The sequence below is a fragment of the Metabacillus idriensis genome, assembly GCF_050483325.1.
Taxonomy (GTDB): domain Bacteria; phylum Bacillota; class Bacilli; order Bacillales; family Bacillaceae; genus Bacillus_P; species Bacillus_P idriensis_A.
Map to the genome: position 1 here is coordinate 59,833 of NZ_JBCMYF010000031.1, position 26,318 is coordinate 86,150.

General features: G+C 39.7%; 29 protein-coding genes. 4 read left to right on the top strand and 25 right to left on the bottom strand.

Annotation, left to right across the window (positions count from 1 at the left end; translation table 11 throughout):
• Positions 1-31: 31 nt before the first annotated feature.
• The 14 genes from ABEQ24_RS17605 to ABEQ24_RS17670 all read right to left on the bottom strand — a co-directional run bounded on the left by ABEQ24_RS17605 (position 32) and on the right by ABEQ24_RS17670 (position 12,367).
• Positions 32-577, bottom strand: coding sequence for a serine O-acetyltransferase (locus ABEQ24_RS17605; RefSeq protein ID WP_430008010.1), 546 nt, complete (start codon positions 575-577; stop codon positions 32-34).
• Entirely contained in the window at positions 574-1,737 is a 1,164-nt protein-coding gene (locus tag ABEQ24_RS17610) for an O-antigen ligase family protein (protein WP_430008011.1), read from the bottom strand. Before ABEQ24_RS17610 ends, ABEQ24_RS17605 begins: the two co-directional genes overlap by 4 nt.
• A gap of 80 nt (positions 1,738-1,817) precedes the next feature.
• A complete protein-coding gene (locus ABEQ24_RS17615) occupies positions 1,818-2,705 on the bottom strand; it encodes a hypothetical protein (RefSeq protein ID WP_430008012.1) in 888 nt (295 codons plus the stop codon).
• A gap of 52 nt (positions 2,706-2,757) precedes the next feature.
• Complete coding sequence (locus tag ABEQ24_RS17620) at positions 2,758-4,128, bottom strand: lipid II flippase MurJ (RefSeq protein WP_430008013.1); 1,371 nt, start codon at positions 4,126-4,128, stop codon at positions 2,758-2,760.
• Between the two features lie 38 nt (positions 4,129-4,166).
• Positions 4,167-5,246: a GDP-mannose 4,6-dehydratase gene (gene gmd / locus ABEQ24_RS17625; RefSeq protein ID WP_430008014.1), complete on the bottom strand. Its 1,080-nt coding sequence runs from the start codon at positions 5,244-5,246 to the stop codon at positions 4,167-4,169.
• A gap of 23 nt (positions 5,247-5,269) precedes the next feature.
• A complete protein-coding gene (gene fcl, locus ABEQ24_RS17630) occupies positions 5,270-6,208 on the bottom strand; it encodes a GDP-L-fucose synthase (protein WP_430008015.1) in 939 nt (312 codons plus the stop codon).
• Positions 6,209-6,225: 17 nt separating this feature from the next.
• Positions 6,226-6,906: a sugar transferase gene (locus ABEQ24_RS17635; RefSeq protein WP_430008016.1), complete on the bottom strand. Its 681-nt coding sequence runs from the start codon at positions 6,904-6,906 to the stop codon at positions 6,226-6,228.
• A 14-nt stretch (positions 6,907-6,920) separates the two neighbouring features.
• Positions 6,921-7,808, bottom strand: a complete 888-nt coding sequence (galU, locus tag ABEQ24_RS17640) for a UTP--glucose-1-phosphate uridylyltransferase GalU (protein WP_430008017.1) — start codon at positions 7,806-7,808, stop codon at positions 6,921-6,923.
• An 18-nt stretch (positions 7,809-7,826) separates the two neighbouring features.
• On the bottom strand, positions 7,827-9,155 hold the full coding sequence (locus tag ABEQ24_RS17645) for a UDP-glucose dehydrogenase family protein (protein WP_430008018.1): 1,329 nt from the start codon (positions 9,153-9,155) through the stop codon (positions 7,827-7,829).
• Between the two features lie 219 nt (positions 9,156-9,374).
• Positions 9,375-10,139, bottom strand: a complete 765-nt coding sequence (locus ABEQ24_RS17650; protein ID WP_430008019.1) for a tyrosine-protein phosphatase — start codon at positions 10,137-10,139, stop codon at positions 9,375-9,377.
• 129 nt (positions 10,140-10,268) lie between these two features.
• Positions 10,269-10,967 (bottom strand): CpsD/CapB family tyrosine-protein kinase, encoded by a 699-nt coding sequence (locus ABEQ24_RS17655; protein WP_430008020.1) that lies wholly within the window; start codon positions 10,965-10,967, stop codon positions 10,269-10,271.
• Positions 10,957-11,706, bottom strand: coding sequence for a YveK family protein (locus ABEQ24_RS17660; RefSeq protein ID WP_430008021.1), 750 nt, complete (start codon positions 11,704-11,706; stop codon positions 10,957-10,959). Before ABEQ24_RS17660 ends, ABEQ24_RS17655 begins: the two co-directional genes overlap by 11 nt.
• Before the next feature lie 229 nt (positions 11,707-11,935).
• On the bottom strand, positions 11,936-12,067 hold the full coding sequence (locus tag ABEQ24_RS17665; RefSeq protein WP_430008022.1) for a hypothetical protein: 132 nt from the start codon (positions 12,065-12,067) through the stop codon (positions 11,936-11,938).
• 156 nt (positions 12,068-12,223) lie between these two features.
• The gene (locus ABEQ24_RS17670) at positions 12,224-12,367 is read right to left on the bottom strand and encodes a hypothetical protein (protein WP_430008023.1); all 144 of its coding nucleotides are present in this window, start codon (positions 12,365-12,367) and stop codon (positions 12,224-12,226) included.
• Positions 12,368-12,680: 313 nt separating this feature from the next.
• Between ABEQ24_RS17670 and ABEQ24_RS17675 the strand changes: the two genes are divergently transcribed.
• Both ABEQ24_RS17675 and ABEQ24_RS17680 read left to right on the top strand, forming a co-directional pair.
• Complete coding sequence (locus ABEQ24_RS17675; RefSeq protein WP_430008024.1) at positions 12,681-14,291, top strand: SWIM zinc finger family protein; 1,611 nt, start codon at positions 12,681-12,683, stop codon at positions 14,289-14,291.
• Positions 14,281-17,037: a DEAD/DEAH box helicase gene (locus tag ABEQ24_RS17680; RefSeq protein WP_430008025.1), complete on the top strand. Its 2,757-nt coding sequence runs from the start codon at positions 14,281-14,283 to the stop codon at positions 17,035-17,037. Before ABEQ24_RS17675 ends, ABEQ24_RS17680 begins: the two co-directional genes overlap by 11 nt.
• 355 nt (positions 17,038-17,392) lie before the next feature.
• On the opposite strand, the gene ABEQ24_RS17685 is transcribed toward ABEQ24_RS17680, so the two are convergent.
• The 3 genes from ABEQ24_RS17685 to ABEQ24_RS17695 form a co-directional block, all read right to left on the bottom strand.
• Positions 17,393-17,884, bottom strand: coding sequence for a hypothetical protein (locus ABEQ24_RS17685; protein WP_430008026.1), 492 nt, complete (start codon positions 17,882-17,884; stop codon positions 17,393-17,395).
• A gap of 142 nt (positions 17,885-18,026) precedes the next feature.
• Positions 18,027-18,374, bottom strand: coding sequence for a single-stranded DNA-binding protein (gene ssb / locus ABEQ24_RS17690; RefSeq protein ID WP_430008027.1), 348 nt, complete (start codon positions 18,372-18,374; stop codon positions 18,027-18,029).
• A 157-nt stretch (positions 18,375-18,531) separates the two neighbouring features.
• Positions 18,532-18,930 (bottom strand): hypothetical protein, encoded by a 399-nt coding sequence (locus ABEQ24_RS17695; protein ID WP_430008028.1) that lies wholly within the window; start codon positions 18,928-18,930, stop codon positions 18,532-18,534.
• Positions 18,931-19,189: 259 nt separating this feature from the next.
• On the opposite strand from ABEQ24_RS17695, the gene ABEQ24_RS17700 reads away from it, so the two are divergent.
• Positions 19,190-19,645: a YwpF family protein gene (locus tag ABEQ24_RS17700; protein ID WP_430008029.1), complete on the top strand. Its 456-nt coding sequence runs from the start codon at positions 19,190-19,192 to the stop codon at positions 19,643-19,645.
• Positions 19,646-19,659: 14 nt separating this feature from the next.
• On the opposite strand, the gene ABEQ24_RS17705 is transcribed toward ABEQ24_RS17700, so the two are convergent.
• Together ABEQ24_RS17705 and ABEQ24_RS17710 are read right to left on the bottom strand one after the other, a co-directional pair.
• Complete coding sequence (locus tag ABEQ24_RS17705; RefSeq protein ID WP_430008030.1) at positions 19,660-19,923, bottom strand: hypothetical protein; 264 nt, start codon at positions 19,921-19,923, stop codon at positions 19,660-19,662.
• A gap of 90 nt (positions 19,924-20,013) precedes the next feature.
• Entirely contained in the window at positions 20,014-20,982 is a 969-nt protein-coding gene (locus tag ABEQ24_RS17710; RefSeq protein WP_430008031.1) for a nuclease-related domain-containing protein, read from the bottom strand.
• A gap of 225 nt (positions 20,983-21,207) precedes the next feature.
• On the opposite strand from ABEQ24_RS17710, the gene ABEQ24_RS17715 reads away from it, so the two are divergent.
• Complete coding sequence (locus ABEQ24_RS17715; protein WP_430008032.1) at positions 21,208-21,711, top strand: hypothetical protein; 504 nt, start codon at positions 21,208-21,210, stop codon at positions 21,709-21,711.
• Positions 21,712-21,821: 110 nt separating this feature from the next.
• Here the strand turns inward: ABEQ24_RS17715 and fabZ are convergent, their stop codons facing one another.
• The 6 genes from fabZ to spoIIID form a co-directional block, all read right to left on the bottom strand.
• Complete coding sequence (gene fabZ, locus ABEQ24_RS17720; protein WP_430008033.1) at positions 21,822-22,256, bottom strand: 3-hydroxyacyl-ACP dehydratase FabZ; 435 nt, start codon at positions 22,254-22,256, stop codon at positions 21,822-21,824.
• A gap of 66 nt (positions 22,257-22,322) precedes the next feature.
• Positions 22,323-22,580, bottom strand: coding sequence for a DNA-directed RNA polymerase subunit beta (locus ABEQ24_RS17725; protein ID WP_430008034.1), 258 nt, complete (start codon positions 22,578-22,580; stop codon positions 22,323-22,325).
• 18 nt (positions 22,581-22,598) lie between these two features.
• The gene (locus ABEQ24_RS17730; RefSeq protein WP_430008035.1) at positions 22,599-23,390 is read right to left on the bottom strand and encodes a flagellar hook-basal body protein; all 792 of its coding nucleotides are present in this window, start codon (positions 23,388-23,390) and stop codon (positions 22,599-22,601) included.
• A gap of 14 nt (positions 23,391-23,404) precedes the next feature.
• Positions 23,405-24,217, bottom strand: coding sequence for a flagellar hook-basal body protein (locus ABEQ24_RS17735; RefSeq protein ID WP_430008036.1), 813 nt, complete (start codon positions 24,215-24,217; stop codon positions 23,405-23,407).
• A 203-nt stretch (positions 24,218-24,420) separates the two neighbouring features.
• Positions 24,421-25,422: a rod shape-determining protein gene (locus ABEQ24_RS17740; RefSeq protein WP_430008037.1), complete on the bottom strand. Its 1,002-nt coding sequence runs from the start codon at positions 25,420-25,422 to the stop codon at positions 24,421-24,423.
• Positions 25,423-26,011: 589 nt separating this feature from the next.
• Positions 26,012-26,287 (bottom strand): sporulation transcriptional regulator SpoIIID, encoded by a 276-nt coding sequence (gene spoIIID, locus ABEQ24_RS17745; protein ID WP_070875369.1) that lies wholly within the window; start codon positions 26,285-26,287, stop codon positions 26,012-26,014.
• Positions 26,288-26,318 lie beyond the last annotated feature (31 nt).

Here is a 26,318-nt window from a genome sequence, read left to right on the forward strand (position 1 = left end):
GAAGCTCCTTATAATTTTATATAATCTAACACTACATATTTTTATTTATTTTAGCAGCTGGAACGCCACCTACTATGCCATAATCATCAACATCTTTTACAACAGCTGAATTAGACAGAACTGTAGCGTTCTTTCCTACACGAATTCCGCCAATAATGCTACAATTTGTTCCAATGAACACATTATCAGATATAGTAGGAGCTTCTTCAGTTCTATAATTTATCCCTAGAGTTGTATTTTGATGAATAGTAACACCATTGCCGATTAAAACTTTTTTATTTAAAACTACAGAGTTCCCATGAGGAATATATAAATTCCGCCCAATATTTGCCTCTGGATGTAACTCTAAACCTGTTCTATTTTTAAATGGAATATATAATATTAAAAATAAAATATTGTATATAATTTTCAAAAAAAATTTTTCTTTTGATTGCAAAAATAAATAGTTTAAGAAGCGATATAAAATTAAACCTAAAAGTCCTTGGTAATAAAAAATTACAATGATTTTACCTATCCCTTTTTGATTTTGCGAATAATGATTTATATCATCTCTTATTATCCTATATACGCTTCTCATATCTTCTCCTTTAACGCAAAACCAAGCATAGCCCAAAATAAAAAATAAGATGATAGCGGTCCAAATGGGGCAAATGGCTCTCCAAATGAATTAACCAACCCTACTATTAATAAGCTACTCGTGACTATGTTAATTTTCGACTCTTTTTTTACTTTTTTCACCAAAATAAAAACAATTATAAAAAATGGAATAAATAACAATATACCGCCATAAGACAAGAACCTCACCCATATGGAATGTATACCTACTGAAGAATTGGGGTCATTATTTATATAATACTGATTAAAAAAGGTGCCAAAAAGCGGAGATTCTTGAAAATATTTAAGATTATTATTAAATGATGTAATCCTTCCTGATGTTATTTTATCGAGAAGACTATTACCTTGAACATACATTAAATAATTTTGACGTAAGACTACTTCAGAAAATATCTCTGAGGTAAAGAATAAGTATAATAAAATTGAGATTAAAAAAAACGAAGATATTACCCATACTAAATTTTTTTGTGTCATATTCTTTGTAGATAAGTACACTAATAATAAGACCACTACAATAATAAGAGTGATTAAGTTTAAGCGCGACTGAAGAATTGCTAAACTAAAAAGTGATAGAATCAAGAAAATTATTGTAAAAAATTTTGATCTCGTGGTAAAAGTACCAATTATCCAGATAGTCGAGATTAGCAAAATTGGAGCAAATGCATTCTTTTCCGCATAAAAATAAGCGCCAATCATTGATGAGTTATAATTCATTAGTATTAGTATTATTCCAGTAAAAAGAGTGATTAAACTTATTTTATCCCAAACCTTTTTAGAAACATCTATAGTACTAAAAAGCAAAATAATTAGTACGCTTATAATTAGATACCTTATTTCTACAAATGAAACACTTGTAATAAGGTACCGATACAGTAAAAGCATACACAAAATGAACGACATTATTATTATAATAATTCCATCTGCTTTATTCACTTTGTAACACATGAGTTTTTTTATATTTATTAAAATCAATAAAAGTAAGCCAAATTCTAAAATGATTGGTACATTAAGATCAATCATTATAAAATCAATCATTAACAAAATATGAATTAATACCAATACAAAATTATTCAAAACATATATTAAATTTTTATTTATAGAAGTAGAAGTAATTTCATTCATGCAAAATTCTTCCTTTATTGAATTTCTCCCTTTTAGGGAAGATATATAGAATATTTATATTGTTAAGGTATTTGATTATATTACCAGTAGCACCCTTTTTCGACATTTTTGAATCCTTCTGGTCTTTCCGATTCATAAGGCCTACACCAATACTGGTTGTAAAATCCACTGATAATTGGATGGTTGTCCCAACGAGAACCCTTAATTCCAAATAATATTTGAGTAGATCCCCCTAAATGGATAGCTACTTTATTCAATTCTTTTATATAAGCACCTAGTGGTAAACCATATGCTCCAGCACCTATGATAGCCACATCGAAATTAATATCCTTTATTTGATCTTTCATATATTTTAAAGCGGAGAACCAATCCTCAAATCCAGTTTTGTTATTGGATATTGTCTGAACAGATTTTAAAGTAATCAGGTTAAATTCCGGGAGTATATTCTTATTATCAAAAATATATTGACGATTTTTATATTGATCCCTAATCGTTTCTGCAAATGGATGGATAATTAAAACATTTTTCCCCTTTAAAGCTGCTGACCATGGATTAGAAGAATAATAAGGTTCTAAATTTTTTAATTCAGTTATTACTCCTCTAGAATTATATTGATTAAACAATTCGCTTTCGCCTTCGTTATACCAAACACCTAATAAGTCTATACAAGGTATCTCATTGATATAAAGGTTACAAAACTTCATTAAGTTTTTATTATCTGTTGGGAAAAATCCGGCATTATTACTCATCTGTTGTTTAATGGAATTCGGCCATTCCTTTTTTTTATAATATATATTAAGTGCTGATAACTCCACTGAACCCAATCTCGAAGCGAAAAATGGGGTTTTGTTTTGTATTGCTCCTCTAATATCATTATTAGTTTCATTCATATCTAAAAATTGGGCATTATAACGGTTAGGATTTGTCAAATATATTTTTTTTATACGATTTCTTATCTTATCAATCATAATTTATGATTCTCCTTGTTAGTTTGCATAGTTATACGTTAACTTTTTTGATTCAAAGAAATATACCAATTAAAAGTGGAACAAGTAAGCTTACTAACAGAATTATATGTCTTCTTACAGAAAACAGATGTAAGTTATGTTTATTTATTGCCCACAAGCTTATAGATGCAGCTACAATGTAAGAAATTAATGATGCACTCATTAAACCATTAACACCATAATTATTTACTAGGATATAGTTAAAAAATATATTTACCAAAACTGAACAAAGACTAATCATGAGTACTATTTTACTTTTGTTAATTGCATATAGAGAGTAGCTATATAAATCCTTTAAAATATAAAAACCTGTTCCTAAAATCAAGATCGAAAATGCCTCTGAAACATTTAACACATCTTTATTACTAAATTCTCCGTTTCCAAACAACCTAGATACAATTTCCTCACTGAAGATGGACAATATTAATGTGATAGGTATAATAACAGCCATGATAATATAAACAAATTTATCTATATTCTGAAGTACATTATTTTTTTCATTAATTTCTCTAGCATCAATTTCATTAATTTTTTTAGAAATAATAGGAAATAATAAATTTGAGATTAATAACCCTATTAGACCTATTAGAAACCCATTTAACTTGTGCACATAATTTACAGTTGACAAAGCTCCTATATATATTGTGGAAGCAAGAGCCCTATCTATAAAATAATTTACTTGAGATAGCGAAGATCCTGAAAAGATGTACATTGTTTCATAAAACTGAATTTTTATCATACTAAAGTTAATCCGATATTTATCAATGTTCAATAAATTCTTACTAATTAGAGCTAACTGCACAAGAAATTGAATAACGTAAACTACAGTTATGCCCCAAAAGACAATATTCATTGTTTGAGAATGTAATATATATAAAGTTAGAGTTACCATCAAAGTAAATAACATATTGAATAAAGAGGGAATAAAATACTTCCCCCTAGCATTTAATAAACCATTAAATAAGCCATTAAAACCTATAAAGAATACCTGTATTGAGACTATCCTTACTGCTTGAACATATTGGCTAATGATATCTTTATCTATACCTGGTGCAATAGTTTTTAGTATAAAGGTTGGAAATAAAAACATTACCATACTAACTATAATACTTATCAAGAAGATTAAAACAGTACTTGAAAATAAAAAACTATCTTTTTCATCATCTTTAGACTTGTGATAGTTAGGAAGAAAAGCATTGGAATAGGCTATTGCAAAACTAGTATATAAAACTAGTGGAATAGATGAAACAATATAAAACATATCCGCTGAAAGAGTTGTCCCGTAATAATAACTAATCTGTAGTTCTCTAAAAAATCCAAATAACCGACTTAATAGTGCAAATAACATTATTAAGCCTGCATAGCTGTATAATTTTTTTATCATATTAACAATCGCTTTCTAAACTTCTTTTAACAAAGTGATTAATTGAACATTACCTTAACTTTGTTCTCACTCTCAACCTTCTTCATATCAGCCTCGACCATAATTTTTACTAACTTGTTAAAAGAAGTCTTATTAGGATTCCATCCTAATAATGTTTTTGCTTTTGTTGGATCCCCCAATAACTGGTCAACTTCAGCAGGACGGAAAAATGCTGGATCAATTTCTACAATAACCTCACCGGTAGTTTTGTTAATTCCTTTCTCTTCCACACCTTCACCTTTCCATTCAATCTCAATGCCCGTGTGCTCGAATGCTAGCTCTACAAATTCACGCACAGTATGCATTTCCCCTGTAGCGATAACAAAATCTTCTGGTTTATCGTGCTGTAAGATTAACCACATGCACTCAACGTAATCTTTTGCATAACCCCAGTCACGTAGAGATTCTAAATTTCCAAGCAGCAATTTGTTTTGCTTGCCTTGGGCAATACGAGAGGCTGCTAAAGTGATTTTTCTTGTAACGAACGTTTCTCCGCGGCGTTCTGACTCGTGGTTAAACAGAATACCGTTTACTGCGAACATATTGTAAGATTCACGGTAATTCTTCGTAATCCAGAAGCCGTAAATTTTAGCAACCCCGTATGGAGAACGCGGGTAGAAAGGTGTTGTTTCTTTTTGTGGTACTTCCTGTACTTTTCCGTATAATTCAGAAGTAGACGCTTGATAGACGCGTGTTTTATCTGTTAGACCTAAAATACGTACAGCTTCAAGGATGTTGAGTGTACCTTTAGCATCAACATCTAGTGTGTATCCAGGCATGTCAAAGGAAACACGTACGTGAGATTGTGCTGCAAGATTATAAATTTCGTTTGGTTTGATTTCACCGATAATACGGGTTACGTTTAATGCATCAGTAACATCACCGTAGTGAAGGTTAAAATTTGAATGGTTTAAGAACGCGTTTGCTCCCTCTTCTGTTAAGAGATCCTCTAAACGCTCTTGGTTGTATGAAGAGCTGCGGCGAATTAATCCGTGTACTTCATAGCCTTTTTCAAGCAGAAATTCTGCCAAGTATGATCCGTCTTGTCCTGTTACGCCTGTGATTAGTGCCTTTTTCATGATTGCCTCCAAGTGTGTGTTCTTTATTGTTTAATCAGTTCGTTTTGTAAAAACCATGTGTACGCTTTTTGTAATCCCACATCGAGGGATGTAGTTGCTTTCCACCCTAAGCTGTTAATACGGGATACATCTACTAGCTTTCGTGGCGTACCGTCAGGTTTAGATGTATCGAACCGAATTTCGCCTTCAAACCCAACTACGGTTTTCACTTTTGCTGCAAGTTCACCAATCGGAAGATCTTCTCCAACTCCAATGTTTACAATGTCATCGCCTTCATAGTTGTTCATTAAGAAAAGACAAGCATCTGCAAGGTCATCTGAATATAAGAATTCTCTTTTTGGTGATCCTGTTCCCCAAACTTCAACAAAATCCGCCTTGTTTTCTTTCGCTTCATGGAACTTTCTAATAAGAGCCGGAAGAACATGTGATGTATGTAAATCAAAGTTATCATTTTCACCATAAAGATTAGTAGGCATTGCAGAGATATATTTAGTGCCATACTGACGGTTGTACGATTGGCACATTTTAATACCAGCAATTTTAGCAATTGCATATGGTTCATTTGTGGGCTCCAGCTCACCTGTTAATAGATAATGTTCTTTAAGCGGCTGTGGTGCTAATTTTGGATAGATACATGTGCTTCCTAAGAAAAGAAGCTTTTCAACATTGTTTTTATTAGCAGCATCAATCACGTTTGTCTGAATCATTAAGTTATCTCTAATAAAATCTGCAGGATATTCATTGTTTGCTACAATGCCCCCAACTTTCGCTGCTGCGAGGAAAACATAATCGATATTTTCCTTTTCAAAGAAAGCGTAAACTTGCTTTGGATCACGCAGGTCTAATTCACTGCTGGTTTTGTAGACTAAGTTTGTATATCCTTCAGATTGAAGTTTTCTTAAAATGGCTGATCCTACTAAGCCTCTGTGACCAGCCACGTAAATTTTAGCGTGTTTTTCCATATAAGTTTCACCCTGCCTTAAAATGCATTTTTCGATCCAAATAGGACAATGACTGTTTTGCATAGAATTTTTACATCCGTCATGACCGACTGATGTTTAATGTAATAAAGATCCATCTCAACCATTTCATGAAAACCTACACTGTTTCTGGCGCTTACTTGCCATACTCCTGTGCAACCCGGTGTAACCAATAACCGCTGTTTATCATAATCAGAATACTCAGCGACCTCTCTCGGAAGAGGAGGACGGGGTCCGACCAGACTCATGTCACCCTTTAGAACATTAAACAGCTGCGGCAATTCATCGATGCTTGTTTTCCTGATGAACTTTCCAACCTTAGTAATTCTCGGATCGTTTTTCATCTTGAACATCGCACCGGTTACTTCATTTAAAGAAAGCAAATCTTTCAGTCTCTCTTCCGCATCGCTTACCATTGACCTGAATTTAAACATATTAAACTCTACTCCATTTTTCCCTACTCGTTTCTGAGTAAAAAAAACAGGGCCTTTTGGATCTTCCAGCTTAATCGCTATCGCTACAACAATAAATAAAAGACTTAAAAGTATAATTCCCAGAAGTGCTCCTGTAACGTCCATAGAGCGCTTTACAAGTTTGTAGGTAGAAGTTGTTGTACCGAAATCAACTACTGCCTGATGATGCGGGGGCTGTGCCGTTCTTTCCTTTGCCCACTCTGACATTCCGCGCCACTTCCTTAATTCGATAATTTTAGGCTTTCCTGTTCAACTAGCTTTTTCATGAGTTCAATCAGTTCTGTTTTAAGATCATCATGTTGCAGGGCAAATTCTATGGTCGTCTGGATGAAGCCGAATTTTTCACCCACATCATAACGCTTTCCGGCAAAATCATAAGCATAGACATGCTGCTGTTCGTTTAATTTCTGAATAGCGTCTGTCAACTGAATTTCTCCGCCGGCACCTGTTTCCTGATTTTCTAAGAGTGCAAATATCTCCGGAGTTAAGACATAGCGTCCCATAATTGCCAGGTTTGAAGGAGCAGTACCCTGCTTTGGCTTTTCTACAAACCGGTTTACTTGATAAAGCTTGCCTTCTTTAGTTAAAGGATCAATAATCCCATAACGGTGCGTTTGATCATTTCCAACCGTCTGAACACCGATTACAGACGAACCAGTATTGTCATATTCGTTAATTAATTGCTTTAGGCATGGGGTTTCAGCTTGTACAATATCGTCCCCTAGTAATACTGCAAACGGTTCGCTCCCGATAAATTTACGCGCGCACCATACGGCATGCCCAAGACCTTTTGGTTCTTTTTGACGAATGTAATGAAGGTTAATTCCTGATGAATGTTTGACTTTTTCAAGCAAGTCATACTTTTCTTTTTCTATAAGATTTTGTTCAAGTTCAAAGTTGTGATCAAAATGATCTTCGATTGCCCTTTTTCCTTTGCCTGTTACAATAATAAGGTCTTCAATTCCAGATTCAATGGCTTCTTCAATGATATATTGAATTGTCGGCTTATCGACAATCGGAAGCATTTCTTTTGGCATCGCCTTTGTAGCAGGTAAAAAACGAGTTCCTAAGCCCGCAGCTGGAATAATAGCCTTTCTTACTTTTTTCAATTAAAACGCCCCTTTTATTTAATTAACAGCAGTTAGTTTCACCGTATTTATTGTTTTTCTTCCCATTGAGTGATACTCAAGGTTGTGGTTCTTAACAACCTCAAGGTCATAGCAATTACGGCCATCAAAGATAATAGGTGATTTCATTTGCTCTTGGAATACGTTCAAATCCAAGTCTTTAAATTCATTCCACTCTGTAAGAATCATTGCAGCATCTGCATCCATTAAGGCTTCAGTTACATTTGAAGAATAATTCACTTTGGGATCCAGGATTTCTTTTGCATTTACTGTTGCAACAGGATCATATGCGAAAACGTTAGCGCCTTTTTCAATTAAATGTTTAGTGATGACGATTGAAGCAGCTTCTCTCATGTCATCTGTATTTGGCTTGAATGCTAAGCCAAGAATCGCAACTTTCTTTTCTGTTAGAACTTCAAATCTTTCTTCAAGTTTACTTAACAGAATTTCTTGTTGTTTTTGATTAACACGCACAACGCCTTTTAATAGATCAAAGTCATACTCCACATTACCTGCGATTTGTATTAGAGCCTTCGTATCCTTTGGGAAACATGAACCGCCATATCCAATGCCTGCATTTAGGAACTGAGAACCAATTCTGCTGTCTTGACCCATGCCATTGGCTACGTCTTCAACGTTAGCATTCAATTTTTCACAGATGTTTGAAATCTCATTAATAAAGCTGATTTTTGTTGCAAGGAAAGCATTTGCTGCATATTTAATCATTTCAGCGCTTCGAATGTCCGTTATGAAGATGGGAAGTCCGAATGGTTTGTTGATTTCTTCTAATACAGTTGCAGCCTTTTCTGAACTTGAACCGATGACAATACGATCGCCATTAAAGGAGTCATAAATAGCAGAACCTTCCCGCAAGAATTCGGGATTCGAGACAATCTCAACTTTTACATCATGAACCAAATTATTTTCAATCACTTCTTTAATCCAATCATTTGTACCAACAGGTACGGTGCTTTTAGTAACTACTACAACATCTTGTTTTACGTTTGAAGCAATATCTTTTGCTACATACTCAACATATTTTAGGTTTGCTGAACCATCCTCTTTTTCAGGTGTCCCTACAGCTATGTAAATGACATCAGCTCCGTTAAACCCTTCTTCGTGATTTGTTGTAAAATCCAGTCTCTTTTCGTTAATGTTTTTCAGCATCAATTCATCAAGACCCGGTTCATAAATAGGAGAGAATCCCGCTTTCATCTTGTCTACTTTTCTTTGGTCGATATCAATACAAGTAACCGTATGACCAATCTCAGAAAGGCAAGTTCCAGTCACAAGACCTACATAACCCGTTCCTACAACTGCAATTTTCATTACATTCACCTTTTTCTTATCATTTGTAATTAAAATAGTTAACGGAAAAGCATTCTCACCGTAACAATCTTTCGTTAACTATCTTTATTTTTAATAAAGTTAGGCATCGAACCCACCCTCACACCACACCTTTGACGACAGGCGTCTAAGGTCTCTCACCCACAATGCAGCCGAGTGCCTCCCTTGATAATGGTGGAGGAGGCATCACCAAGTTTCCTCTTAAAATATTCCCAAAAATTTCTTTTTCTTAATTCTCGTTGGATCCATTCTGTACGCCGCTAAGTTTTGCACCAATAGTTCAGCATTTTCTTTAAACATGTATTCAGCTTGTGTTCCAAATTCTTTATTAAGAACAACGTATCCATCAGCCAATCTAAACGGACGGTTTTTTAAGCTGTGAACATCCGATGCGAGGAAATGGGTAAGCTGTGCTTCTACTAGCTGCAGAGTGAACTTTTTGATGTTTTTCCCGAAATGACCTGTAAGGCTTGATGATGTAATTTGAGTTAATGCCCCTTTACTGACAAGCTTGTATAAAAGATCAGGATTTTCAATAATTTCTGAATTTCGTTCAGGATGGACGATGACTGGCGTGAGACCCTTGAGCTGGATATCAAATAACATTTGCTCGGTGTATCTGGGTACTTGTCCAGATGGGAGCTCAATAAAGACGTAGTTGGTATTGTTGAGCGGCAGAATGACGTCGGTTTCTAATTCATTCATCAGATCTCCATGAATTCTTGTTTCCTGCCCAGGCAAAATGGTTAGTGGAATGTGTTCATTTCGAAGTAGAGTGTTTAGTGCTTCAACGTTTTCAAGAATGCTAAGCTTAGAGTTTATGTATTTTCCGTTTTGATGATGGGGTGTGGCAATGATTGTGGTGATGCCTTCTTTAACTGCAGCTTTCGCAATTTGAATCGCTTCTTCATTAGTTGCAGCCCCATCGTCTACACCAGGTAAAATATGTGAATGGATATCAATCATAGAAACCACCGCCCAGTTAGAGGTGCATAGGCATTAAGACTCTTAATACCTATGCTTTTTAATAAACACTTTGAGATAGTACCATAAATGGAACTAGTTCAAAAGAGGTGTATTTTGTCGAATTATCTTTTATTTTGCAGCGTAATAATAGTACTGTTGATCCTGCTGTTTTTTGTTGTTAAGGACCGTTCCAAGAATTTTAGCTTGAGCTTGATCTAAGGCATCTTTTGCCTTTTTAGCTGATTCAAGTTCCGTTTTTCCGCTGCTGACTACAAGAACAACACCATCTACAGCATTTGACAGGATTTGTGCATCTGTCACAACTAAAACTGGCGGAGTATCAAATAGGATAAGATCATATTCTCTTTTTGCATCCTCAATCAGCTGCCTCATTCCTTTTGAAGCCAGCAGCTCAGCTGGATTTGGCGGAATCGGGCCGCTTGTAAGAAGATAGAGGTTTTCTTGATCTGAATATTTAGCAGCTTGAGCTAAGCTGGTCTGTTTTGTTAAGACATTGGTTAAACCTACATGATTATCTACCTTAAAGGTATAGTGAGCTGTAGGTTTTCTTAAGTCTCCATCAATAAAAAGAACTTTTTTCCCTTGCTGGGCGAATACAACGGCTAAGTTTGCCGCGGTTGTGGATTTCCCCTCACCTGGTCCTGCAGAAGTTACAATCATAGATGTGATTTCTTCATCTACTGTTGAAAACTGAATGTTTGTCCGAATCGTCCGGTACTGTTCTGCTATAGGTGACCTCGGTGTAAGCATAGATACCAAGCTTCTGCTTTGAAGCTGAAAGATTTGTTTGCGGTCTTTACGAGCCAATGGTCTCACCTCTTGTTCTATTAACGTTGCTATTCGCAGCTTTTTGGTCTTTTAATTCCTGTTCCATATCGATTCTATTAATAGCACCTAACACAGGCAAACCAAGGTATTTTTCGATGTCTTGCTCTGTTTTAATGGTGTTATCCATGTATTCAAAAAGAAAGGCTAAACCTACACCCGCCATTAGTCCTACTACTAGTGCTATAGCAATATTCATGATTGGTTTTGGCTTAATTGGAGAAGGATCCGTTCCGAGTTCTGCTTTAGATAGGACACTTACGTTATCTACGTTCATGATAGATGCAATATCCTTTTGAAAGACTGTTGCAATTGTGTTAGCAATCTCAGCAGCCTGTTTTGGATCTTCATCTTGCACAGAAATATTTACGACTTGTGAGTCTTGCTCACTGCCAACAGTTACATTGCTGTTAAGTTGACCACTGCTCATGTTTAAATCTAATTGTTTAATAACCTTATCTAAAATCGCAGGGCTTTTAATAATCACGTTGTAAGTATTAATCAACTGGAGATTAGTTTGCACTTCCCCAGGGTTGAATGCCTGCTGATCACTTTTTGCTTGGTTCACGAGAATTTGGGTAGAAGATTGATAGATGGGAGTTAGAATAAAGTAACTAATGATTCCGCTGGTGGCTGCGGCGATTGCCGTGATAATAATAATGAGAGAAAGACGTTTCTTTAAGGTTTGAAACAGTTCTTTCAAACTGATTGTTTCTTCCATGTTGACCTCCGTTTAAGTTATGTAATAAAAAAACACAAAGCTTATTATAATAAAAGAGCAAGTCTATAGCTACAAATTTTTACAGTAAAAGTGATAAATTTCTTATTTTTTGTCATTTATTAGCTTTTTCGAAACAATAATGACAATTATAACAAGGATTTGTAAATTGTGTGTAAATATTTTTCAAACGCAAAAAAGAGACCCGCAAAAAAGCGAATCTCATAACGTATTATAGTCCGTTAATTAAAACGGTTACAAGTGCTGTGCATAAAATTGTCAAAAGTGGAATGGAGACTGTCAGCACGCGCTTTTTCAGCTCTCTTTTTCTTTCCATTTCTTCTGGTGTAATCCAATGACTCATTTGAATAAATCCCCCTCGAACACTGTCGATATTTGTCTAAATGTTTATGTTAATAATATCGGAGGGAGTTATTAATAGTTTAATAGAACTTTAGTCATATGGTGACGAAAAAAGTCCGCATATTTTATGTTGCGGACTTCTTTCGGTGTTAATCTATTAAGATGCGTATACTTTTCTAAATTGAAGAATCAGCTCATCCAGCAGTTCTTTGGTGGTAATTTCATTTGAATGCTCGCCTTTTTGGTAGGCGTTCATTAAAATTTGCAGAAGTTCTTCTTGTTTAAGGCTGTTTTCTTTCATTCTACAAATTTTCCTTTCTTGTTATTTTACAATTTTATACAACAAGCAGATTATACTGCGTTTTCTGTCGACTGGCAACTATTTATATGGTTCGTGTCGAACTATCTTTTATGTCCCCGAATTTTCTCGAGCCTAAACCTCACTGCCGAAATTTCCCTTTCCGTTTTATCCTTTGTTCATTATCAGTTATAATGAAAGAATTGACTATGAAAAGCAAAAGCGCCCGTTCAGCTCCGATTCACAGATGATGGAACAGGACTAGATGCGCAACAATACTATACTTTCTAATCACTTTATAAAGGAGCGGTGTGCCATGCTTCAGCATGATCTGGATAAAGAGTTGATTCTGCATGCGGGTGAAGAGCTGCAGGATCAGCTTTCGCCTGAGTTGGAAGACGATCGCAATCTTGTGAAAAAAGGGCTGATGCTATATCGGCAGGGCAGCGTGTACAACATTAAGATAGATGGACACACAGTGAGTGCCAATGTGCAGGATGTGACGCCTGTTCGGGTTGTGCTTGAGCTTGATTTTTTTACGATGAGCTCATGTTCTTGTCCTGCAGCCTTTCCCTGCCGTCATGTTGTGGCTTCCTTTCTTTATTTATATGCAAGCGTCGAACGAGTTGGTACATATTTGGACGCTTGGAATGCCAAGACGCAGCAGGCGATTCTTGCCCAGCTGAAGCCTGCAAGTCAGATGATTCCGCCTGTGAGCTGGAAAGATGATTCGCTTTCAAGCTGGCTGTCGTTTTTTGAGTTTGAATACAAGCGGTGGGCTCAGAATCGGCCGCGGAACATTCAGCAAATTCAGAGCTTGTACAACCATTATTATCCCGTGCTGAAGAAGAAGGCTCCGAAAGATGCGGACCTCAGACGGTTTTATCTCATCCATGCAAACCTGGCGACATTGTTCTACATGCTTCGTCTACTTAATGAGACGAAACCAAATGATCATTTGTTACACCATGTTTATCATTCTTATTTTGAAGAGTGTATTGAATCGATTACATACGAACTGCGGGAGATGCGGAAGTTCGCTTTGCCTTTCTCTCTGGATTCTCTTTTGGAGGAAAGCATCGAGGTTTTTCATCAGCTGCTTGATGTCAGCAGTTATTTACAGTTTGAACGGATCAGCATTTACCGCGCGCTTTGGATCGGCCTGCTTAATCGAAAGAAGTGGATCGAGAATGAAGTTGACTGGCTGAATGAGCAATTAAGTGAACGGGATGTGCCTGAATATCGTCTTGCTTTGATTCATATGGATTTTCTGCAGGGGGATGACGATGCTTTATTTGAGAAGATGAAGGTGTTTAATGATGGAGCGTTTCCGATTTTGTACGATTGGGTCGGCGATCTTGTTTCCCGGAAAAATTGGAAGCGTGCTTCGAAGTGGTTTACGTATTTGCTTGGGAAATCGGATGCTTTTTTAAACAGTGACATTCCATATGAAGAAAAACGCCGTTCGGTTCGTTTTTTCCTTGATATGCTTTCTGATTATTCTAATCAGACCAAGGACGAGCGGCTGTATGAAAATGCCTGCCGAAATCTGCTTCCTTTCAGCTATGCGGAGTATCATCATTTTCTCGTGAACAAAAAGCAATTCAGAACGTGGGCAGAGTTGCATTTGCTGCTTGGGTTTGAACTGTATGAGATTGACCGCGATTTGTTAAAGATGATAGAAAAGGAAAGTCCAGAGTCACTGCTGACAATATATCACCATGCGATACGCCAGGAGATCGCTTTGCGGACAAGAACCAACTATAAGCTTGCAGTAAGGTATTTGAAGAAGGCCCGCACTTTATATAAGAAGATAAAGAATGAGACACAATTTGACATCTATCTTGAAAAGCTTTCACATGAGCACCGGCGCCTGCGTGCTTTTCAAGAGGAGCTGAAGAGAGGAAAGTTGATTCATGCTGAATGATTTGAAGATCTCCGTCCATACGGAACAAATCGAGAATTTTCACTTTTACGTATGGTGCACGACGAAGGATGAGAAAACGCTCGGAACGAATCATATGCGGCGCTACTTGTTCACATGGCATGAATCCTCTTTCTTTGGATCGCTGCTTGAAGATGTGAGCTACATCGGCGTCCCTTCTGTTCTGCTGTCTCCGTGGATGATGGTTGAGCTGATTGGAAAAGATACGACAAATTCGCTTGCTGATATTGAGTATAGCGGCGATGCTGTCCCCCTGATTGATGCAGCGGAGGCGATCTATGATTGTATCGTGAACGGCGAGTTTATGCCTGATTTCGAACGTTGGAAGAATGGTGCGTTTGGGTGGCGCGATACTGACGGTGAGCTTGAAGGATTTACGGCGGATTGGCTGTCTGCGGCTGTGAACGATTTGATTGAGAGGAATTCAGACCTGAAGCGTGCTTGGAGTGACATTGTGGAAGCTTATGCCGCTACTGAGAAGTTTGAGGGGCATTTTCTAGATGAGCGCGACTGGCTTGAGAAGATCGGCTTCTTAATTGACGATGCTCCGTTTACGATTGGGCTGCGATTAAATGAGCCGGATTATGATGGCGATGATTGGAAGCTTGAGCTGTTTTTGCGGGACCGGAAAAACCCGGATTCATTTCATCTTTTTCAGGGACTGAAGGATCTGCCGACTCCATGGCGCGGATATATGAACCGGATTGAACGCGAGCAGCAGCGCTTTGAGGAAATTGTTCCTTGGCTGTCTTTTCAGAATGGCAACACACATATTACCGAGGATGAGGCGTGGCTTTTTTTAACAAGTGCGAGTGAAACGTTTGTCAACACCGGCGTTGAGATTCTCCTGCCTTCCTGGTGGCAGGTTGTCCGCGATTCAAAAGTGATGCTGAAGGCGAAGATGTCGTCGGCCCCGCGCGGACAATCCTTTGTCGGCATGAACTCGCTGATCGATTTCAACTGGCGTTTTGCGACGAATGGTGTTGAGATGAGCGAGGAAGAATTCATGGGGATGGTGAATGATAACCGCCGCCTTGTGAATTTTAAAGGGCAGTGGATTAAGCTGGATCCTGCATTTATTAAGCATGTGCAGTCGATTTTGAAAAAAGCCGAAAAAGAAGGGCTGCACTTTTCCGATATTCTGCAGCAGGAGCTTGCTGATGCACGTGATAGTGAGGATGAGGTTCTTGATTCGCGTGCGTTTGCGAATATTCATATTGAGCTTAGCCGCCAGATGAAGTCGATGCTCCGTCAATTGACAGAGATAACCGATATACCTAAGCATGATGTTCCTTCGACCTTTCACGGTGATCTCCGTCCGTATCAGCAGCAAGGTGTTGACTGGCTGCTGTTTCTGCGGAAGTTCCATTTTGGCGCTTGCTTAGCGGACGATATGGGGCTCGGGAAAACGATACAGATGATTGCTTATTTTGCCTATGTTGTGGAGCACGAAAAACGTGAGGCGCCGTTCCTTATTATTGCGCCAACTTCGGTGCTGGGCAACTGGCAGAAGGAGATTGAGAAGTTTGCACCTGACTTGAACGTTCATCTTCATTACGGTCCAAATCGGGCTAAAGGCGAAGATTTTCATGTATCGCTGGCCGATACGGACATTGTTTTGACGTCATACGGCCTGTCCCATGCGGATCATGAAGAGATTGCTTCCGTTACATGGAGTGCGATTTGTCTGGATGAAGCTCAGAACATCAAAAATGCGCACACGAAACAGTCGAGAGCGATAAGGAAGCTGAAGGGCCATCATCATATCGCTCTGACAGGAACGCCGATGGAAAATCGCTTAACGGAACTGTGGTCGATTTTTGATTTTATCAATACAGGATTTCTTGGCAGCCTGCATAGTTTCCATAAGCGATTTGTGCTTCCGATTGAGAAAGATCGGGATCCAGCCATTATAGGAAACCTGCAGCAGCTGATTAAACCGTTCCTGCTGCGCCGGACGAAGCGCGATGAACAGGTCGCGCTGAATCTGCCTGAGAAGCAGGAGCAGAAAGAGTATATCCCGCTTACAGTTGAGCAGGCTTCGTTGTATGAACAGCTGGTGAAGGATACCTTTGATCAGGTATCACAGCTTGCGGGTATGCAGCGGAAGGCACTGATTCTAAAGATGCTCGGGAAGCTTAAGCAGATCTGTAATCACCCTGCGCTTTATTTGAAAGAGGAACGTGCAGCGTCCGTGACGACACGCTCTCATAAAATTGAGAAACTGCTTGAGCTTGTATCGGCGATACGTGAACAAGATGAAAGCTGTTTGATCTTCACGCAGTATATCGGCATGGGTGAGATGATTCAATCCTTGCTGGAACGTGAATTTGGAGAGAAAGTTTTGTTCTTAAACGGCAGTGTAGCAAAAGCGGCGCGCGACAAGATGGTGGAGCAGTTCCAGAATAAAGAGTATTCGATCTTGATCTTGTCTTTGAAGGCTGGCGGAACTGGATTGAACTTAACCGCTGCAAACCATGTCGTTCACTATGACCGCTGGTGGAACCCGGCCGTTGAGAATCAGGCAACAGACCGCGCATATCGCATTGGCCAAAACCGATTTGTCCATGTGCATAAGCTGATTACAACCGGTACGATCGAAGAAAAGATTGATGGCATGCTGGATAAAAAGCAATCCTTGAATGATGAAATCATCCAAAGCGAGAGCTGGATCACAGAGCTGTCCACAGACGAACTGGAAGAGCTCTTCACCCTCTCCATGAGCTAGGAGGCGCACGACATGAGCAAGAAAAAAGAAGACGGCGTGAAAAAGGAAACAATGAGTGCAGAGTGGAAGAAGCTGTATGAGTTGATTAGTAAAAAGGTCGGGAAATAGGTTTTTGTTAGGGCCAGTCCAGGGTTGGGCTGGTTTTTTTATGTGCAGTTGGGTATTTAGAGGGTTTGGGTGGTGCTGTTGGTATGGAAATTCTGTTCGGAAGTTGGTTTACTTTCCAAAATGGGGGCTTTACTTTCCAGAATGGCTCTTTTACTAGCGGGAATGGGAGAAATACTTGCCAGTTTAGAGGAAATACTTTCTTTTTTCCATTCACCTCCTAATTGGACACAAAAAAATCAACCCACTTTTAAGGCTGATTCATCTCATGTAATTTAAAAATTTCAATTTCGTGCTCTGCTGATTTTTGCTTCAAGTATTTGAGTTCCATGCGCTGATAGGACATTTCTTTGAGAAGCGCCACGTCTCTAGTTTCGCTTTTTGCTTCGTTATCATCGATCTTGCCTTCTAAAATGGCCATCTCTTTAAGTAATTCAGATCGCATCTCTGACATATCTGTTTTTAGACTTGTAACGTTTGTTTTCAAATTTGTAACATCTGTTTTTAGAGTCGACACATCCGCTTTCACTTCTATCATGTCTGTTTTCAGGGTTGAGACGTCGGATTTTAGACTTGAGACGTCCGCTTTCAAATTCGAAACATCCGCTTTTACTTGTGTCACGTCTGTTTTCAGGGTTGAGACATCTTGCTTTAGTACGGCTATGTCTGTTTTCATCTCAGACACATCTACTCTTATCCCGTCGATACCAGTGAGAATTCGGGTTACCATCTCTTCATTCATCAGTTGATACCTCCCTTTCTTTGTTTTATTATATCCTACTTATCCCGTCTTAAGAAAGAACCAGCCGGAAAAATCCGGCTAGTTAAGTGAGGAAACGGGGAGTTCCTTGATTCTGTTTCTGTGAGGGGTTTAGAGGGGTTTGTTATTTTTCCGTTACTGCGAGTTCACGGGTTTTTCCGCCCATGAAGCGAACGGAGTCTGCGACGACTTCTGTGACGTAGACGCGCCTGCCTTCTGAGTTTTCGTAGTTGCGGGTCTGGATGCGTCCGGATACGCCTACGATTGAGCCCTTTCGGCAATAGTTGGCGGTGTTTTCTGCTGTTTTTCGCCACAAGGTGCAGTTGACGAAGTCTGTGTCCATGTCACCCGCTGCGTTTTTAAATGCTCGGCTCACTGCCAGTGTGATGCTTGCGACAGGCGCTCCTTCGGCTGTGTAGCGCATTTCAGGATCCTTTGTTAACCTTCCGACCAGCGTGACTGAGTTTATCACCTAATTCCTCCTCTCATTAGCTTACAAGGCTATTGTAGCGGGTATTTGGAATTAGGAAAAATCTTGAAAATGATGTTTTCATGCTGGAAAAAGTGATTTTCCTAACAGGATTTTGGTTTTTTCTAAGAGAATTTAGCAGGATTCACTCTGTATGCTGCTATTTTCTATGTAACTGAAATAAATAGGATTGCTGTTCAAGGCCAGAAAAAGTGATGCTTTGAAGAATAGCTTGAAATGATTGTGATGCGATGAGTTCATTTTGAATGGGTGTTTCTTCATAACGTTTGGTTTCGTCCGTCCATAGGAATGATTGAATGGACATTTCATTTTTCAGCAAATCAAAAAGAATTCGTACGATTTGATGCTTGTCTTTTGTTTCATATAATATTTCTACTGATGCTTCCCTGTTCACTTGGAAGTGGTAATACTTCGTTTTTCCTGCAGTAATCTCCCCTACTCTTAATAATAATGGCTTGTCTTCTAAACTTTCTCTTACCATTTCACCAGTTGTCTGCAGATCTTTAACCGAAATTGTTTTTAACTTAATCGTCTCCATAGATCAGCCTCATTTCTTAAAGTTTGCTATTTTACCATAGCAAATTATATGGTTTGTGGAAAACTTCAAATATAGGCATTTTTACTTATTCATTGTAATATTTTGTATTATTCCTGCTGTTTCCTCTTTTTCCCTCTTATTTTCAATTAGGGAATTGATCCATTCTGCTCATCCCTCGATTTGGTCTCCCGCTATGCCTGTATGGTATAATGTAACAATAACCGCACAGGAACAATAAACTGGACCAAGGAGGGTATTTATGAAAACGTTTAGACTCGTAGGGCTGACGATTGAAGTACAGGGAGAAAATGGTGCTCGTTTTGAAGAGATTCCCTTATCAGACGGACTGATCATCAACAAAGAAGACGGGGAAAATCACTGGATGATTGAGGCTCTTTTAAAAGAGGAACACCGCTCATACTTTGAATCGCTCTCTCAGGAGAAACAAGAACTGCCTCTTTATGTGACGATTTCCAAGAAAACCAACAAACCCGCCGAGATCAAGGCGAAGATTAAATCCATCATGGTCCTTGAAGAACATATATCTGTCTTATTTGAAGGGCGCATGCTTGCACGAAAATCAAAGCACGAGCCTGAAAAGCTGCTTGAAGACCTGCTGACAAAAGGTCTGGAGGGTGATGACCTCAAGCAGGCTTTCACACAAAAACTAAATGAACAAAGAGAATTACACGTGAAAAAGTCCGCTCAAATGTAAGCGGACTTTTTTCTTTACTTGTTATCTTCTTCCAACTCATTTTCGTCTTTTTGCATGTCGTCTTCCATTTTGTGCTCATCTTCCTGCATGTCTTCTTCCATGTCCTGCTCCATATCCTTCTCTGTTTCATCCTCAGCAGGAGGTGTCTCATCATTCGGCACTTCTTCTTCCATATTGTTATCTTCTGGCGGTGCAGGATCCTGATCATCCGCACAGCCCGCTATCAGCATAGCTGCAAGTAATGTACCTGAAATTTTAAGTAACCATTTAGTGTTCATGAATATGCCCCTTTCTGGATTGGACCTCGCTTATTCGGTCGTGGTTAGGGTGCCCAGAGTTTTTGGGATTATACTTGTGTAGTGTTGGTATTAATTTAAGGACGGGAGATGGTATTTGCGGTTTTTGAAAGTGCCAGTGTATGGGAGGTCAAGTGCTGAAAGTAATTTTGATGCGGAGCTTAATGAGGATATTTTTAAAAATTGCCTCATCTCTTTATTTGTAATAGTCGGACCAAGCAGCAGTGCGTAATCATTTAAAGATTCTAGATACGCTTCTTTTGCAGTGAACATGCATTTCCTGCAAACCCAGCTGCCGCTAATTTTCATCATTGGGACCGCAGAGCATTGGGTACAATGAACACCCATTATTAACTCTGACCTGTTTAGCTGAAATTGGTTAAGAAGATCTGGATCATATGGTGTGTGGTGTTTGATGAGGAGCCTTGATAGCTTATTTAAGTCCTTAACCGTTATCAGATCATCTTTATAACGAAAAGCAAGTGATTCAATCTTTTCTTGAAGAGAGGCTGCATGTATCACTTTTTTCAAAACGGTTTCTGAGTAGGCTGGAATTGTTTTAAGTATCGCGGTGGGATTGCTGATGACAATAAAAGAATGGATTGGCAGTTCGGGGAAATTGTAGTCAGACAGCCATTTTCGGAGACTCTTCTGCTGGCGCCTAACTTGAATAATCGGATCAGGAAACGCTTCTTCCCGCCCATTTATTGTTCGAATAAGCTGCTTGAATGTCTGATCGAAGCAAAGTGTTCCACTCATATTTTTCACTTCAAGTATTAAAACATAGCGTTTCGTGAGGATAATAATATCCATCTGAAAATACTGCTCGCTCAACAGTCTTATATCGTGCAGAACAAGAAACTCTTTATTAAATAACGGGCGCAAATGATAATCCATCGACAGCTCACCACGATACCCTGCCATACTTTTTGCGTACTCCTCTTCAATTTTGGTTCTCATCAAATGATGCAGAGGCAGCCGCCTAAGTAAGGCTTGCAGTTTTTGAATTTTAATTGATACTTTCAGTTCTTTTTTTATCAAATGATCACTCCTTCGTGTTTTTTCTCTGATTATTTCTCTAATTGTTTTTAAACTCCTTTCCAGATAGGCAAAATAGATTTTTACACCTGAATAATTGTTTTTTCTAAGTGCACTTGGCAATTTAGGTTTTTTCTATTACTTGAGATGGAACTAGATTTGTGGTTTCTGGTCGGATTCTGCGGTGATATTGATTTACTTTCCAAAACGGGGTTTTTACTTGCCGGAATGTTTGTTTTACTAGCGGGAACCAGGGAAATACTTGCCGGGTTGGAGGGAATACTTTCTTTTTTCCAGATACCTCCTAGATGGAGTGCTCTTTGCTATTTCAAATGCGGATTCTGCGACGATTCAGTTTTACTTTCCAAAACGGAGATTTTACTTGCCGGAATGTTTCTTTTACTAGCGGGAATCGGGGAAATACTTGCCGGGTTGGAGGGAATTCTTTCTTTTTTCCAGATACCTCCTAGATGGAGTGCTCTTTGCTATTTCAAATGCGGATTCTGCGACGATTCAGTTTTACTTTCCAAAACAGGGTTTTTACTTGCCGGAATGCCTCTTTTACTAGCGGGAATCGGAGAAATACTTGCCGGGTTGGAGGGAATACTTTCTTTTTACCAGATACCTCCTAGATGGAATGCTCTGATTTGCTATTCCAATGCGGATCCTGCGATGAATCTGTTTTACTTTCCAAAACAGGGTTTTTACTTACCGGAATGCCTCTTTTACTAGCCGGAACTGGGAAAATACTTGCCGGTTTGCAGGCAATACTTTCTTTTTACCAGATACCTCCTAAAAACCAGCAACAAAAAAACGACCCCAAAAGGATCGTCTAGAAATATCTATTCTTTCTTCTCACCCAAAGCAAACATCAATTCGGTTTCACATACAACTTCACCGTTTACTGTGGCAATGCCTTTGCCTTTGCCGAGTGAGCCGCGCAGGCGGATGATTTCGACTTCGAGGCGGAGCTGGTCGCCTGGTGTTACTTGTTTTTTGAAGCGGCAGTTGTCGATGCCTGCGAAGAAGGCAAGGCGGCCGCGGTTTTCTTCTTTGATCAGCATGGCAACAGCGCCGACTTGAGCGAGTGCTTCAACGATTAAGACGCCTGGCATGACTGGGTACTCCGGGAAATGGCCGTTGAAGAACTCTTCGTTTGCCGTTACGTTTTTTAGTCCGATTGCGCGCTTGCCTTCGTCCACTTCAAGGATTTTATCGATGAGCAGGAATGGATAGCGGTGCGGAATGATTTCTTTGATTTGATTGATGTCTAACATTTTAGTACCTCCTCCTAGTACAACCTATTAGTTCTATTATACACAAAAAGGAGGGCTTAGCCCTCCTTATTTTTCGGATTCTTTTTCCACCAGGTCAAAGACGTGCTGCCATGTTTGTTTATCGAAGACATCTGCCGGCTTTCCGTCACCGAGTACACCGTAGCCAATCATTGCACCGCACACTGCCGCAATGGCCATGAATAGAAGCAATAAAACAAGACGCAGCCAGATCGGAATAAGCCTGATTCTGATTTTTTGCCTGGCGGTTTCATCTGTTTTGTTTGTTTTTTTCACTTCTTCACGAGACTGTTCGTTTGTACTCACTGTAAAAAACCCCTTCGTTTATCTCACACTATTGATTAGCCCGAGCATTTGATCGCCCATGGTGATTGATTTTGAGTTGAGTTGATATGACCGCTGAGCTGTCATTAGCTCGGTCATTTCTTTTGAAAGATCCACATTTGACATTTCGAGTGCACCTTGCTGGATGCCCATTTGATCACGGTTCAAAAATTCAATCGTTCCGTTTGGCGCGTTCTCATTTAAAGCGTACCGATTTCCGCCCTGTTTTTCAAGCATAGATTGCTGATTTACTCCAACAATTCCTAATTGGAAAGACTGATTGCCCGGAATTGCGGATATTCTGCCATCTGCGGTTACCTTCAAATTTTCAAACGCATCATCAAAGAAAATCGGGTTTTGATTTTCATCAAGAACAGCGTGACCTTCAGCTGTGACAAGCTGCAGCCGGCCATTCTCGGCAGGATTTAAGTAAAGAGCGCCATCTCGTGTATACTGCACCTCACCGCCTGCTTCTATTTGCAGAAATTGGCCCGGCTTTGTCAGGGCAATGTCCAGCTCCCGGTCTGTTACCTTGATGCTGCCTTGGGTATATACAGTTTGTCCTGTAAGCACCGCTCCAACTCCTGGCCGAACGCCAAGAGCCGTGGACCGTCCAGCAGGATCATCATTAAGCCCTGCATTATTGACTTGCTGATTAAGAAGCTCCGAGAATCCTGTTTGAGTACGTTTGTAGCCTTGTGTATCGATGTTTGCCATGTTATTACCAATCAGATCAAGCTGTTTTTGCAGCTGACCTAATGTATTAGTAGCCGTGATCATTGAACGCAGCATGCCTAATCCCCCTCTTATCTTACTCTGCCGATTTCATTCACGGCTTTGTCCATGCTTCTATCGTATGCCTGCAGCACTTTCTGGTTTGCTTCAAAAGCGCGGTAGGCTGTCATCATTTCAGTATATGTTTTTGAAACGTCCACATTTGAACCTTCCACATAGCCTTGTTTCAACTGGTACGAAATATCAGGATTTCCTACTGCAGTCTGCAATTGTTCATCCGTTCGGAAAAGGCCATTTCCTTCTTTGATCAGCGTTCTTGTATCACCTGCAAAGACAATTTCAATTTGAGCCTGCTCTGCCCCGTCCACTCTAACCGTTCCGTCAGGTGTGATTTCAAATTGATCAGAAGCAAGTGTAATCGGCTGGCCATTCGTTCCAAGGACAGCATTCCCTGCAAGGGTGAGCTCACCGTTTTCATTTCTGGTAAACTGTCCATTACGTGTGTAGCGCACTTCATTCGCCGGGGTCTGCACAGCAAAGAGCAACGCACCTTTCTCATTCGTCTCCGCGTTGTATGGAACCAGCTCTTCTACTAGGGCTACATCGCTTGAGAGACCTGTTTCACGGAGGTCGCCTTGAGTAAATTGAGGAATCATTTCCTGCAGATACACGCCAGTATTTAGCTTTCCTACTTCTTGTGTAGCAGGAGAAAGCGCATTATTCCTTTCAACTCTTTTCAAGAGCATTTCCGGAAACGCCTTAAGTGAGGCCTGATCCGATTTATATCCCGGTGTATTCGCATTGGCTATATTATTGGACAGCATTTCTGTTCTGCGCTGCTGGGCAAGCATCCCCGCAGTCGCTGTATAAAAACCTCGCAGCATTCTTTCACCTCATAAGAGAGCACTCTCTCTTTTTTTCGACAATATTTTCTATTTTCATTATATCTGACTATTGGGAACAGAACCGTTTAATTTTGTAAATTTCATAAAAAAATCGAAGGTACACTCTTAAAATCGGCTGGATTGGCGAAAGGTTTAGAGAAAGAAAAAAAACACCAGTCCAAAAACTGATGTTTTCCCATAAATTATCCGAATTTGCGTCTATTAAGGCGATCGACGTTATCAAGCATGATGCCTGTGCCGATTGCTACACAGTCCATCGGGTTTTCTGCGATTAAGACAGGAACTTTTAATTCTTCTGCCATTAACTGATCAAGGCCGTTCAGGAGGGCTCCGCCGCCTGTTAAGATAATGCCTCGGTCAATGATGTCCGCAGAAAGTTCAGGCGGAGTGCGCTCGAGCACGCTTTTGGCAGTTTGAACGATAAGGGCTACTGATTCACGCAGTGCGCCTTCTACTTCTTCAGAATTAACGGTAATGGTACGAGGCAGGCCTGATACCATGTCTCTGCCGCGAATGGCAATTTCTTCATTGCGTGCGCCTGGGAACACTGTCGCTACTTGCACTTTAATATCCTCAGCCGTACGTTCACCAATTAAGAGCTTGTACTCTTTTTTGATGTAATTTAAGATTTCCATATCGAACTTGTCCCCAGCCATCTTAATAGAAGAGGCTGTGACAATATCGCCCATTGAAAGAACTGCGACATCTGTCGTTCCACCGCCAATATCCACAACCATATTTCCGCTCGGCTGAAAAATGTCCATGCCGGCGCCAATGGCAGCGACCTTTGGTTCTTCTTCAAGATAAACGTGTTTTCCGCCGCTTTTTTCAGCAGCTTCTTTAATGGCTTTTTGCTCAACAGAGGTGATATTCGTCGGACAGCAGATGAGCATCCGCGGTTTCGTCAATAATCCCTTAACATTCAGTTTATTGATGAAATGCTTCAGCATTGCTTCTGTTACTTCAAAATCAGCGATGACTCCGTCTTTCAAAGGACGAATCGCAACAATATTCCCAGGAGTACGTCCTACCATTTTTCTTGCTTCTTCTCCAACAGCAAGAACCTTGCCCGTGTTCTTATTTAGTGCAACTACAGACGGCTCGTTTAAAACGATGCCTTTACCTTTTACGTGAATTAGTACATTTGCAGTACCAAGGTCAATTCCTATATCCCTTGCAAACATTCTTTCCATATCCTCCTTGCAATCTGATCCCAGCAATTCCTACTTTGTGCCCTAATTTCATATTGTATCATAAATTACTAAAAATAGTATGAAATTGTAAAAGTTCATGTTGGGATTTGTCGAAATATAGAAAAGCGGAATCGCCCGTTTAGCGCAGGCATGACAGATAAGGATCAGCCAGTGAAGGCGCTTTTTGCCTTTGCTGGATGAGCCGTTCTGGCCGAGGAGTTGGGCGATGGAGCTAGACACCTAGAAAAGCGGAGCCGACTGTTCAGGCCCGACAGACGGATTTGTTCTGGCCGAGGGGCTAGGAGGTGGAGCTGGACACTAAGAAAAGCGGAATCGACTGTTCTGACCGAGGAGCCAATACCGAACTGATGAGGTTTTCAATTTAATTGGAGTTTTTCGTTCTCGCCGAGGGAGATGGAGCTGGACACCAAGAAATGCGCAACCAACATGTTAAGCCCCGACAGAAAGATAAGAATCCGCCAGTAAAGGCGCTTTTTGCCCATACTTGCGGATCCTTATCTGGCCGTTGAGCCTGAGCGCTGGCGCTAGACACCCATGCAGAAAAAGCCATGGGATTTCTTTATTTTACGGGTTCTTCTTGAAGGATATCCTCCTTCCGATACTTAAGCTTCGTCGCTTCCCCGCCTCTTAAATGGCGTATCGATTTATGATAATCAAGGATTTCTTTTACTTCATTCGCAAGCTCTGGATTGATTTCAGGCAGTCTTTCAGTCAAATCTTTATGGACAGTACTTTTAGAAACGCCAAATTCCTTCGCAATCACGCGAACAGTTTTCCTCGTCTCCACGATATACTTTCCAATCTTGATAGTACGTTCTTTGATGTAATCGTGCACACCACTCGACCTCCCTAAAATGGATGTGAGA